Genomic DNA, 12596 nt, shown 5'->3' with positions numbered 1-12596 from the left:
CTGATCCTCTTTTTTCTCGTTGCGCGCAGCGTCTGCGCCGCGACAGGCGACCATGAGGACGCGCCGGCGTCAAATTCTTCGATTGCCGCCGGCCCCGCGCCCCGTCATTCTGCCGCCGCCGCAGGACTTCGCCCGCAACAGGGCGCGATGAGACGAGGGCGCGATGAGACATGATTCCGCCCTCGGCTGGACCCTGCCGCGCGAGGAGGGCCTCGGCCTCGTCCGCCGCGCCGGCGCCGACGGGCTCGAGATCGCCGTCCTGCCCAATGGCGCGCTGTTCTCGATCGTCCGCCATGGCGCCGGCGCGCCGGTCATGGTCAACCAGATCCTCGGCTCCCCCATCGGCGGCGGCCTCGCCGGGCCGATCCTGCGCGTTGCGGGGCAGGCGCCGATCGAGGCCTGCGGCGCGCGCGCCGCGCGCTTCGGCGCCGACGCCGCGGGCTTCGTCTGGGAGGGGGAGGCGCACGGCCTTTTCTGGCGCGCGCGCCTCGCCCCGGCGCCGTCCGCGCCGGCCTGGGTCTGGCGGCTCGAGATCGACAATCGAGGGCCGTCCCCGCGCGCGCTCGACGCGCTGCTCATACAGGACCTGGGGCTCGGGCCGCGCGGCTTCCTCATGGGCAACGAGGCCTACGCCTCGCAATACGTCGACCATTTCATCGCCGACCATCCACGCTTCGGCCCCGTCGTCATGAGCCGGCAGAACCTCGCGCAGGACGGCGCCCATCCGCTCGTCCTGCACGGCTGCCTCGACGGCGCCGCGGGCTTTTCGACGGACGGCAAGGAGCTTTTCGGCCCCGCCGCGCGCGACGGCGGACGCTTCTCCAAACGCTACGGCGAGGCGCTGTCCAGCCGGCGGCTGCAGCACGAGATGGCCTGCGTCGGCCTCGCCGCGCGCCCGCTCCGGCTGGAGCCCGGCGAGCGGACGCAAATCCGCTGGTTCGGCCTGTTCGTCCCCGACCAGCCCGCCGCCTCGAGCGCCGCCGACCTTGAAAGGCTCGAGGCGGTCGAATGGCCGCGCGCATGGCCCGCCCCCGCCATGGCGACGCCGCGCCGCAGCCTCGTCGAGCGCGCCGGGCCCCTCGCCGCAGACGCGCTGGACGACGCCGCGATCGACGCGGATTATCCCGCGCGCTTCGCGCAGGAGCGCGCGAAAGGACGGCTGAACTCCTTCTTCGTCGACGAAGGCGGCGGCCTCAACCGCCATGTCGTCGCGCGCGAGAAGGAGCTCGCCGTCACCCGCCGTCACGGCGCCATCCTGCGCACCGGGGCGGCGCTGCCGCCGGACGACGCCACGATGTGCGCGACCGCCTGGGCGCATGGCGTGTTCGCCGCCCAGCTCACGCTCGGCAACACCTCGTTCCACAAGCTGTTCTCGGTCTCGCGCGACCCCTACAACGCGACGCGGGCGAGCGGCCTGCGCCTCATCGTCGAGATCGACGGACGCTGGCGCCTGCTCGGCGTCCCCTCGCTGTTCGAGAACGGCCTCTCCGACTGCCGCTGGATTTATCGGCTCGGCGCGGAGACGATCACCGTCGCGCTCGAGGCGAGCGGCGCCGATCCCGTCATGGTTCTCCGCGTTTCGTGCGGGCCGACTGCGCGCCGCTTCATCGCCTTCGGCCAGCTCGTGCTCGGCGAGCGCGAATATGAGCACGCCGGCCGCGTCGAGATCGACGCGGCGCGCAAGCGCGCGACGCTGCGGCCGGGAGCCGATTTCCTGTGGGGCCAGCATTATCCGCAGGCCCGCCTCGACCTCGTCGCCCTGACGCCGGACGAGATCGAGGCGATCGGCGGGCAGGGCCTGCTCTACGACGAGCCCGGCGCGGACGGCGGCGGCTACATCGTCCTGCGCACGCGCGAGACATGCGGCTTCGCCTTCGCCATAACCGGCGATCTCAATGATTTCGAGCAGGCAGGCGCGCTCGCCGCCCGCGCGGCGCAGGGCCTTTCGCGCGAGGACGCGCTCGATCCCGCGCGAAAATTCTGGCGCGGCCTCACGCGCGGCGCGAAAATCGAGGGAGACGAGGCGGCGTCGGCGCTGTTCCCGTGGCTCGTCCAGAACGCGCTCATCCATCTCTCCGTCCCGCACGGGCTCGAGCAATACACCGGCGCCGCCTGGGGCGTGCGCGACGTCTGCCAGGGGCCGCTCGAGCTGCTGCTGGCGCTGCGTCATGACGCGCCCGCGCGCGACATCCTGCGCGTCGTCTTCGAGCAGCAGTACGAGGACACGGCCGACTGGCCGCAATGGTTCATGCTGGCGCCCTATGGCGCGATCCAGGACCGCTCCAGCCATGGCGACGTCATCGTCTGGCCGCTGAAGGCGGTCTGCGACTATGTCGAGGCGACCGGCGATTGCGCGATCCTCGACGAGGAGCTGCGCTGGCGCGACCGGAAAACCCTCGAGCGCACGGCGCGCGCCGAGCCGCTGCGCGTCCATCTCGCCCGGCTCATTGACGCGGCGCGGGCGCGCTTCCTGCCGGGAACGCATCTCATCCGCTACGGCGAGGGCGACTGGAACGATTCGCTGCAGCCGGCCGACCCGCGCCTGCGCGACCGCATGGTCTCCTCCTGGACCGCCGCCCTGCTCTTCCAGCAGCTACTGCGCTACGCGGCGATCTGCGAAAGGAGCGGGCGCGCCGATGAGGCGGACGGGCTGCGCGCGCTCGCGCAGGAGATGAGGCGAGATTTCCGCGCGCTGCTGCTGCGCGAAAAAATCGTCGCCGGCTACGGAATTTTCGGCGCCGCTGGCGAGCCGCCCGAGCTGCTGCTGCATCCGTCCGACCGGCGCACGGGCCTGAAGCTCTCCCTGCTCGCCATCGAGCGGGCGATCGCCGCCGGCCTCTTCACCGAAGAAGAGAGCGAGGCGCATCTTTCGCTCATCCGCGAAAACCTGCTCTACCCCGACGGCGCGCGGCTGATGGATCGCCCCGTCGCCTATCGCGGCGGTCCGGAGACGCTGTTCCGCCGCGCCGAATCGGCGAGCTTCTTCGGCCGCGAGATCGGCCTCATGTATACGCACGAGCATCTGCGCTACGCCGAGCTGCTCGCCCTGCGCGGCGAGCGCGCGGCGTTCCTTGAAGCGCTCGCCGCGGTCAATCCGGTCTGCGTCGCCGACAAGGTCGAGGCCGCCCTGCCGCGCCAGCGCAACGCCTTCTTCTCCTCGAGCGACGCGGCCTTTCCCGACCGCGCCAGCGCCAGCGCCGACTGGGACGCGCTGCGCGCCGGGCTCGTCGGCGTCGAGGGCGGATGGCGCGTCTATTCGAGCGGGCCGGGCATCTTCGTCAACCTGCTGGTCGCCCAAGCCTTCGGGCGCAGGCGCGACTTCGGGCGCGAGACGCGCGAGGAGGCTTTCGGGCCGCGCCTCTCCTGGGATCTCGACACGTCGAGCTGAGCGCCGCCGGCGTCACGCCGGCGGCGCGCAAGGCGCTGGGGTTCAGCGGTCGAATCCGGCCTCGTCGCAGCGCCCGTCCTCGATCTTCCACTCGACGGGATCGCACGGGCTTTCGTCGGTTTCGCACATCTTCTGGCAGACGCGGCCGGGCTCGGCCTCCTCCGTCCCGTCATAGGCTTCGGGATCGTCGGATTCGGGCGGCGGCAGGACGCCCGAGACGGGCGGGCGGCCGTCGCGCCCATATTGCGCGCTCGCCGGCGCGCCGGCGAGGATGGGAAGAAGCGCGAGCGTCGAGATCGTAAGACGCAAGGTCGCGAGGCGCGGGTTCGCAAGGCGCATGTCAGGCTTCCGTTTCTGCTGCGGACTTCGCGGCGCGCGCGTCCGGCGGGGGTCCGTCGGCGGGCGTCGGCGGCTGCGGGGCGCGGCCGCGCAGCCGGTCGAGCCGCTCGCCGATCGCGCGGGCGACGACATAGAAGGTCGGCGTGAAGAGAAGGCCGAACAGGGTGACGCCGAGCATGCCGGCGAACACCGCCGTGCCGAGCGCCTGGCGCATCTCCGCGCCCGCGCCCTGCGCCCGCGCGAGCGGCAGCACGCCGAAGACGAAGGCGAAGGAGGTCATCAGGATCGGCCGCAGCCGCGTGCGCGCCGCCGAGACCGCCGCCTCAGCCCGGCTCATGCCTTCGTCCTCCGCCTGCTTGGCGAATTCGACGATCAGGATGGCGTTCTTGGCGGCGAGGCCGACCAGCACGACGAGGCCGATGTCGACGAGGATGTTGCGGTCGAAGTCGCGGAAGGTGACCCCGATCATCGCCGCCAGAATGCACATCGGCACGATCAGGATGACGGCGAGCGGCAGCAGCCAGCTCTCGTAGAGCGCGGCGAGCAGCAGGAAGACGAACACCACGGCGAGGCCGAAGGCGAGCATCGCCGTGTTGCCGGCGAGCTTCTCCTGCAGCGCGATCTCGGTCCATTCGAAGCCGAAGCCCTGCGGCAGCGCCTGCCTGGCGAGCGCCTCGATCGCCGCGATGCCCTGCCCCGACGAGAAGCCGCGCGCGAGCGCGACCTGCACTTCCGCCGCCGGATAGAGGTTGTAGCGGGTGACCCTGAACGGCCCCGTCGTATCGTTGAGGCTCGCCACCGAGCCGATCGGCACCATGTCCCCGGCGGCGTTGCGGGTCTTCAGGTTGGCGACGTCGCGGGTCGTCAGGCGGAACGGATTGTCGGCCTGCGCGGTGACCTGGTAGGTGCGGCCGAGCAGGTTGAAATCGTTGATGTAGGCCGAGCCCATATAGATCGACAGCGCGCCGAAGACGCGGCTGATCGGCACGCCGAGCAGCTCGGCCTTGGTGCGGTCGACGTCGGCGAAGATCTGCGGCGTCTTGGTGTTGAACAGGGTGAAGGCCTGAGTGAACGTGGGGTTCTGGTGGATCGCCCCGACGAGGCCCCAGGTCGCGCCCTCGAGCGCCGGCAGGCCTCGTCCGGCGCGGTCCTGCACATAGCCCTTGAGCCCGCCGCCGGTGCCGATGCCGGGCACCGAAGGCGGCTCCAGCACGAAGGCGAAGGCCTCGGTGATGACGGACAGCTCGCGGCGCACGTCGGCGAGGATCTTCGCCGAGGTGAGGCCCGCCTTCACGCGTTCGTCGAACGGCTTCAGGCTGAGGAAGATGACGCCGGTGTTGGTGGCGTTGGTGAAGGTCGCGCCGTCGAAGCCGGCGAACACCACCGAATGCTGAACCCCCTCCTGCTTGAGGATGATGTCGGTCGCCCGCCGCAGCACGCGGTCGGTGCGGTCGAGCGAGGCGCCCGGCGGCAGCTGGAAGGCGGCGATCAGATAGCCGCGGTCGAGCGGCGGAATGAGGCCGGTCGGCGTCTTGTTGAGGAGGTCGAAGGCGAGATAGATGAGCCCGGCGTAGACGAGGAGCACGACGACGCTGAGCCGGATCAGCCGCGCGGTGAGCGCGCCGTAGAACGCGCCGAGCTTCTCGAAGACGTAGTTGAAGCCGGCGAAGAACCAGCGCAGCGGCGCGCCGAGCGCGTGCAGGAGGCCATGCGGCTCGCGTCCCTCGCGCCCCTTGAGCAGGATCGCCGCGAGGGCCGGCGAGAGGGTCAGCGAGACGAAGGCCGAGATCAGCGTCGCGCTCGCGATGGTGATCGCGAACTGACGGTAGAAGGCGCCCTGCAGCCCGGTGATGAAGGCGGTCGGGATGAACACCGCGCACAAGACCAGCGCGATGGCGACGAGGGCGCCGCCGACCTCGTCCATGGTTTTGTGCGCCGCCTCCTTCGGGCTCATCCCGTGCTCGAGGTAGCGCTCGACGTTCTCGACGACGACGATGGCGTCGTCGACGACAATGCCGATGGCGAGCACAAGGCCGAACAGCGAGAGCGTGTTGAAGCTGAGGCCCGCGCCGCTCATGAACAGGAAGCAGCCGATCAGCGAGACGGGGATGGCGATGACCGGAATGACCGCCGCCCGCCAGGTCTGCAGGAAGACGATGACGACGAGCACGACGAGAGCCATCGCCTCGTAGAGCGTGTGCACCACCTCGTCGACCGACTGCTGGATGAACTCGGTCGGATTGTAGACGACCTCATAGTCGACGCCCGGCGGAAAATCCTTCTTCGCCTCCTCCATGGCGGCGCGCACGGCGGCGGCGGTGGCGAGCGCGTTCGAGCCCGGCCGCTGGAACACCACCATGGCGGTGGCGACGTCGTGGTCGAGATAGGCGTTGACCGTGTAGTCCTGCGCGCCGAGCTCGACGCGGGCGACGTCGCGCACCCGCACATAGCCCTCGGGCCCGGCGCGGATGACGATGTCCTCGAACTGGGAGACGTCGGCGAGGCGCCCGAGCGTCTGCACCGAGAGCTGGAAGGCGCCGTTCGAGGACACCGGCGGCTGGTTCACCGCGCCGGCGGCGACCTGCAGGTTCGCCGCCTGCAGCGCCGCCACCACCTCCTCGGCGGTGAGGCCGCGCGCCGCGACCTTGGCCGGATCGAGCCAGATGCGCATGGCGTAGTCGCGCGCGCCGAACACTTCGACGCGGCCGACGCCGTCGACGCGGGCGATGCGGTCCTTGAGGTAGAGCGTCGCGTAGTTCGAGATGTACTGCTGCGAGCGGGAGGCGTCGGGCGAGACGAGATGCACGACCATCATCAGGTCGGGCGAGGCCTTCTGCACCGTGACGCCCTGGCGCTGCACCGCCTCGGGCAGGCGCGGCGTCACGATGGCGACGCGGTTCTGCACCAGCACCTGCGCCTTGTCGACGTCGGCGCCGGGCTTGAAGGTGACGTCGATCGACAGCCGCCCGTCGCCGGTCGACTGCGACGTGATGTAGAGCATGTCGTCGACGCCGTTGACCTGCTGCTCGATCGGCGTCGCGACGGTCTCGGCGATCACCTCGGCCGAGGCGCCCGGATAGGTCGTCGAGATGTTGACCGTCGGCGGCGCGATCTCCGGATATTCGGAGACCGGCAGCGCGCGCTGGGCGATCGCCCCGGCGATGGTCAGGATGATCGAGAGGACCGCCGCGAAGATCGGCCGCTCGATGAAGAAATGAGTGAAGCGCATCAGTTGGTCTGCGCCGGCTGCGGGAAGACGATCTCGCCGGGCTTCGGGTCGACCAGCGCGCCCGGCCGCACGAAGGGATTGGCGACGCCGGCGATGATCACGCGGTCGGCGGGGTCGAGCCCGCCGAGCACGACGCGCAGCCCTTCGTGCAGCGGGCCGAGCGTGACCCGCCGCGGGACGACCTTGTTGTCGGGGCCGACGACGAGGACGATCTTGCTCGCCTGGTCGGAGACGATCACGTCGTCGGGCACGAGCAGCGCCTTGACGTCGCCGCCGAACAGGCGCAGCCGGCCGAACGCGCCCGGCAGCAGGAACAGGTCCTTGTTGTCGAGCTTGGCGCGGCCGCGGATGGTGCCCGAGCGCGCGTTGAGCTGGTTGTCGACGAAGTCCATCCTGCCGTTGTGGGCGTGGCTCCAGTCCGGCTCGTCGGCGAGGCGCACCATCACCGGATTGGCGAATTCGCGCGAGGACGGGCGCTCGTTGGCGGTGGCGAGGCGGGCGTAGCGGATGTAGTCCGCCTCCGAGGCGTCGAAGACGAAATGGATCGGGTCGAGCGTGACGATGGTGGTGAGCAGGCTCGCGCCCGACTGGCCGCCCTGCACGAGATTGCCGACGTCGACGCGATGGTCGGAGACGCGCCCTTCGATCGGCGCGCGCACCTGCGTCCATTCGAGGTTGAGCTCGGCGTTATGCAGCGCCGCCTCGGCGGAGAGCTGCTGCGCCCTGGCGATATCGAGCGCCGACTTGCGCTGGTCGACGTCGCGGCCGGTGATCGCCCGGCTCTCGACGAGCTGCTGGGCGCGCGCGACGTCGCTCGTCGCCACCTCGACCTGCGCCCGCGCCTTGACGACGTCGGCGCGCGCGCTGTCGAGCGCGTTCTGGTAAGGGCGCGGGTCGATGGTGAACAGCAGGTCGCCGACCTTGACGAGCTGGCCGTCGGTGAAATGGATCGAATCGACGGCGCCGGAGACGCGCGGGCGCACCTCGACCTGCTGCAGCGGCTCGAAGCGGCCGGTGTATTCGTCCCAGCGCGGAACGGTGCGCGCGAGCGGCGGGGCGACCGTCACCTGCGGCGGCGGCGGCCCCGGCGGCGCGTCCTTGTGGTCCTCCGCGAAAGCGCGCGGCCCGACGGCGAAAACAAGAACGGCGGCGAGGACGGCGCCGCGCGCGAGGCCCGCGGCCGAAGAAAGCGTGAGCATGAACCCCTCCACGCGCGATGAGGCCCCGCCCAGGCGCCCGCCGACCCGCGTCCGCGCATGTGCGAAGGAGTTTCGTCCCGGCCGGCGCGATTCGCACGACCGAGGAAAGCTGCGCGGCGGCGCTCGTCGTCGCCGGCCGGAGGCCGCGACGCGGGCGCATGACGCGCCGCGCCATGTCAAAACAGGATTGGCCGCGAAACGCAAGTCGGCCAACGCGGCGCGCCTCAGGCGAGGGCGCCCGCGGCCCTGGCCTTGTCCGTCCGCGCCGCCCCCCATGCGCGCGCGAGCAGGCCGGCGAGGGCGCGCAGCCGCCGCGCGTCGAATTCGCGCGCGTCCCCGTCCCCGGCGCGCCCGTAGAGCGCCGCGTCGAGCGCCGCGAGCTCCTGCGCCAGGCGCGGATCGCGGCAGGCGCGCGAAAAGCGCGCCGGATCGAGCCGCGCGAGGGCGAGCGCCTGCGCCTTCACCCCCCGCGCGTCGCCCCGGCGCGCGGCGCGGCGCGCCCGCGCGAGGAGGCCGCGCGCCGGGCTTGTCCATTCGGCGACGCGCTCGCCGATCCCCTCGGCCGAGAGGATCGCCGCGGCGAGCGCCAGCGCCCACAAGGCGCCGACCAGCGCCGCGGCGAGGAGGCGCCGTCCGGCGCCGTCCGCGCCCGGCCTCTCGTCCCGCCGCGCGCGCCGGTTCGGATCGAGGAAGGCCACCGTGCGGCCGGCGACCGAGGCCTCCCGCATGCGCCGCTCGGCGGTGTCGAACCAGGGCACGCGGACCGGCGGCATGGCCGCGGCGTCGGCGGACACCGGACGGATGTCGTAGCGATAGACCGCCCGCGCCGAGAGTCCGTCCTGCGTCGCGATGGTCTGGCGCTCGACGGGCGCGGCGAAGACGATGACGCCCGGGGCGCGCATGTTCGGGGCGGGCGGCAGGCGGTCGGCGGTGAGCCCCTGCGCCTCGATCGTCAGCGTGCGGCGCGTCGTGTCGTTGAGGCCGAGCCGGTCCGGCGCCGGGTCCCAGCTGTCGGTGAGCGTCACCGAGCGCGCCGGCAGCCAGAAGTCGTCCGGCTTGCCGACGCCCTCGTGCGGGCGCGCCTCGACGACGACGGGAGCCGAGGAGAAGGATGCGTCGTGACGGCTGTTGTCGGGCTCGATCAGCTCGACCTTGCGGGTGAACGGGCCGATCGTCAGCGCGCCCGCCTCGCGCGGAAAAATCGCGATCCTGCGCTCCATCCCGCGCGCCGGAACGCCGTCGAGGTCGGCCGCGACCTCGACGTCGCGGCCGAACTGGCGCCAGTCGAAATTGATGAGCTCGGGCTGCTGGATCTCGTGCCGGGCGACGGGAGCGCCGATGACGGAGCGCAGGCGCAGGACCAGCATCTCGCCGACATATGGATTTTTCGGTCCCTCGACGACCGCCTCGGTGAGCGCGGGCGGCGGCTGGACCCGCTGCTGCGCGAGGGCCGGGAGAGAAAGGGCGAGCAGGAAGACGAGGAACGCGCCGCGCCTAGTCATCGTCGCCTCCCGCCTGCGGCCCCTGCGCCTTGCGGCGGGCCTGCTCGGCGCGGATGTGCAGCTTGAGCCAGGCGCCCGGATCGTCGTCGAGGGCGTCGAGCCAGCCGCGCGTCGGCTGCACGGCGTGCGCGTTCAGCGTGCGGCGCGCCGAGAGGTCGCGCGCGGCCATCATTTTGGTGATGTCCGCCATCATGCCCCCGCTCGCCCCCTGTCCGCCGGCGGCGCCGGCCGTTCCGCTCGCTCCGCTCTGCGCATCGGGCGCGGCCGCGTCGGAGACGCCGGACTGAGGCGCCGCGCCGCGCCCCTGCGCGCCGGTCGACTTCGACTGGATGGTCCCGACGAGGCCGCTCCCCGAGCTTCTGGCGTCGCTGAGCTCGGAGGCCGAGCGCGGCCCATGGATGCGCTTCGTCGCGTCGCCGCCGGCCGTTCCGCCCCGCCGCGCCTCGGCGCCGCCGGCGGCCAGAGCCGCGACGATCTCGCGGTTGGCGGCGGCGTCCTCGTCGGCGGGATCGAAGGCGAGCGCCTCGTCATAGGCCGTCAGCGCCTGCGCGAAGCGGCCCTGCCGGGCGAGCGCGTTGGCGCGGTTGTAGGCGTTCCGCGGCGCGGAGCCGAACGCCTCCTCCGCCTCGCGCCAGCGCCCCGCCTCATAGAGCGCCGCGCCGCGCCAGGCGGGATCTTCGAGCGCCTTCGCCGCCGTCGAGGGCAGCCCGAGCGCGAGCAGCGCCCGCCCCGGCGCGTCGGCGCCGCCGAGGACGAGCGCCGCGGCCGGGGCGGCGAGGAGGAGGGCGAGGACGAGCCGCCTCATCGCGCTCCCCGCCGCAGCGCGAGGAGCAGGAAGAGGCCGGCCGCCGGCAGGACGAAGGGGCCGAGGTCGCGCCAGAACAGCGCGGCGGCGCGCGCGTCGCCGAGGCGGCGGATGGCCCGCCCGGCGACGGCGTCGAGGACCGGACGCGGCGCGGCGGCGTCGGCCGCGGCCCCGCCCCCTGCGGCGGCGAGCCTGCCCAGCGCCGCGCGGCGCGCGCCGGCGTCCGTCTCCGCGTCGCGCGCGTCGGCGGCGAGGAACAGCGCGTGCACGGCGAGCCCCTGCGCGCGCAGCGCCCGCGCCTCGGCGAGCGCCGCCTCGTCGAGGCCGGCGCCGGACGAGATCAGCGTGACGTCGCCGGCGGAAAGGTCCATGGCCTTCGCGATCCGGCGGGCGAGCGCCAGCGCCTTGTCGGGCCGCGCGCCGGCGTCGGGCACGGTCTCGCCGTCATAGGCGAAGATCAGCGAGCCGACGGCGGCGGAATCGTCGGTGGCCGGAGCGGCGAGATAGGCGTCCCCGGCGTAGAGCACGAGGCCGGCCTGGCGCGAGGCGCCCGCCTCGAGCGCGAGCTGCGCGGCCGCGCGCGACTGGCGCAGCTGAGCGAGCGAAGTGGCCTGCGCGGACAGATCGACGAGGATCAGATTGGCGTCGAGGTTGCGATGGCGCTCGGCGCCGGAGGCGCGCAGCGCCGGGCCGGCCAGCGCCAGCGCGAGGCAGGCGAGCGCCGCGCTCGCCGGATCGGGCGCGAAGCGCCGCGCCCCGCGCCGCGCCGCGCGCTCCGACCGGCGCGCCATGACGGCGAGCAGTCCCGGGTCGGCGGCGCGCTCCCAGTCGCCGAAGCCGGCGCGCCGGCGCGCCGCCAAAGCCATGAGCGCGATCAACGGCAGGGCGGCGAGCCACCAGGGCCGCAGCAGGGCGAAATCGCCATAGGAGATCATGACGGGGCGAAGCCCGCGCCGCGCCCGCGCGTAAGCGCGAAGGCCGCCGTCGCGAGGAAGGCGAACGCCGCCGGCCAGGGCCAGAGCGCGCGTCGCTCGACGCCGGCGGAGACGCCCGCCTCGCCGACGACCAGCGCCTCGATCGCCCGCGAGGCGGCCTCGAGGCCCGCCGTGTCCTTCGCGCGAAAGGCCTCGCCGCCGCCGATCGCCGCGAGCTTTTGCAGCGCCTCGAAGTCGACCGGATCGCCGAGGCCGTTGAAGGTCTTCGTGTCGATGACGCCCATGCCGATCGTATAGACGCGCACGCCGAGCGCCGCCGCGAGCCTCGCCACCTCGTTGGGGTCGGTCGTGCCGGCGTCGTTGGAGCCGTCGGAGAGGAGCACGATGACGCGCGAGGGCGCGCTCGACTGCGACAGCCGGCGCAGCGCGAGGCCGAGCCCCTCGCCGATCGCCGTCGAATGGCCGACGATGCCGAGCGGCGTGTCGCGCAGCGTGCGCGCCACGGCGTCGACGTCGAAGCTCAGGGGGGCGGCGGCGTAGGCCTTTTCGGCGAAGACGACGAGGCCGACGCGGTCGCCGGCGCGCCGCGCGATCAGCTCCGCGCCGACCTTCTTCAGCGCGTCGACGCGGCTCGCGGGCCTGCCGTCGATCTCGAAATCCTCCACCGCCATGCTGCCCGAGAGATCGAGCGTGAACATGATGTCGCGCCCCGAAACCGGCGTCGCCGGGGCGGCCGAAAGGCTGCGCGGCCCGGCGAGCGCGACGACGAGGGCGGCCCAGGCGAGCGCGGCGAGGATTTTTGCGGGGGCGACGGTTCGCCTTGCGCCCGCGCCGGCCGCGCCCGAAAAGCGTTCGGCCAGCGCGCGCGGCGTCAGGATCGCGCCCGCCGGCGCGCGCCGCGCGCGGGGAAGCCGGCGCGCGAGCAGCGGCAGCAGCAGCGGCGCCGGCAGGGCGAGGAAGGCGAGCGGCGCGGCGAAGTCGAAGCCGGCGAGGGCGGTGGAAAGGCTCATCGGAGCGCTCCCCGCAGCGCCTCCGCCGGGACGCGCGCGATCAATCTTTCGAGCGCCCGTTCGATTTCATCGAGCGTCGACGGCGCGGGCGGCGGCCGGCGGTAGAGCGCCTCGCCGAGCGCGCGGCCCTCCCCGGCGGTGAAGAACGAAGACTTGAGAGCGCGGTCGAGCGGCTCGAGCGAGGCCGCG

At 73.0% G+C, this 12596-nt stretch carries 8 protein-coding genes and 1 pseudogene; 1 reads left to right on the top strand and 8 read right to left on the bottom strand.

Annotated elements, in window-relative coordinates; genetic code table 11:
- Window positions 1–163: 163 nt before the first annotated feature.
- Window positions 164–3388, top strand: coding sequence for a GH36-type glycosyl hydrolase domain-containing protein (locus ACE3OG_RS03455; RefSeq protein WP_374306092.1), 3225 nt, complete (start codon window positions 164–166; stop codon window positions 3386–3388).
- A 42-nt stretch (window positions 3389–3430) separates the two neighbouring features.
- On the opposite strand, the gene ACE3OG_RS03450 is transcribed toward ACE3OG_RS03455, so the two are convergent.
- The 8 genes and pseudogenes from ACE3OG_RS03450 to ACE3OG_RS03415 form a co-directional block, all read right to left on the bottom strand.
- On the bottom strand, window positions 3431–3727 hold the full coding sequence (locus ACE3OG_RS03450) for a hypothetical protein (RefSeq protein WP_374306091.1): 297 nt from the start codon (window positions 3725–3727) through the stop codon (window positions 3431–3433).
- A gap of 1 nt (window position 3728) precedes the next feature.
- Window positions 3729–6956, bottom strand: a complete 3228-nt coding sequence (locus tag ACE3OG_RS03445; RefSeq protein WP_374306090.1) for an efflux RND transporter permease subunit — start codon at window positions 6954–6956, stop codon at window positions 3729–3731.
- On the bottom strand, window positions 6956–8155 hold the full coding sequence (locus tag ACE3OG_RS03440; RefSeq protein WP_374306089.1) for an efflux RND transporter periplasmic adaptor subunit: 1200 nt from the start codon (window positions 8153–8155) through the stop codon (window positions 6956–6958). Before ACE3OG_RS03440 ends, ACE3OG_RS03445 begins: the two co-directional genes overlap by 1 nt.
- Window positions 8156–8379: 224 nt before the next feature.
- A complete protein-coding gene (locus ACE3OG_RS03435; RefSeq protein ID WP_374306088.1) occupies window positions 8380–9657 on the bottom strand; it encodes a hypothetical protein in 1278 nt (425 codons plus the stop codon).
- Entirely contained in the window at window positions 9650–10462 is an 813-nt protein-coding gene (locus ACE3OG_RS03430; protein WP_374306087.1) for a tetratricopeptide repeat protein, read from the bottom strand. Before ACE3OG_RS03430 ends, ACE3OG_RS03435 begins: the two co-directional genes overlap by 8 nt.
- Complete coding sequence (locus tag ACE3OG_RS03425) at window positions 10459–11397, bottom strand: VWA domain-containing protein (protein ID WP_374306085.1); 939 nt, start codon at window positions 11395–11397, stop codon at window positions 10459–10461. The genes ACE3OG_RS03430 and ACE3OG_RS03425 overlap by 4 nt, the downstream gene beginning before the upstream one ends.
- A complete protein-coding gene (locus ACE3OG_RS03420; RefSeq protein WP_374306084.1) occupies window positions 11394–12407 on the bottom strand; it encodes a VWA domain-containing protein in 1014 nt (337 codons plus the stop codon). The genes ACE3OG_RS03425 and ACE3OG_RS03420 overlap by 4 nt, the downstream gene beginning before the upstream one ends.
- Window positions 12404–12596: pseudogene (locus ACE3OG_RS03415) on the bottom strand (hypothetical protein); the annotation flags it as partial. The gene ACE3OG_RS03420 and the pseudogene ACE3OG_RS03415, both read right to left, overlap by 4 nt.

The sequence above is a fragment of the Methylocella sp. genome (genome assembly GCF_041905455.1).
In the GTDB taxonomy this organism is placed as follows: Bacteria; Pseudomonadota; Alphaproteobacteria; order Rhizobiales; family Beijerinckiaceae; genus Methylocapsa.
This window is presented reverse-complemented; position numbering and strand designations above follow the sequence as displayed.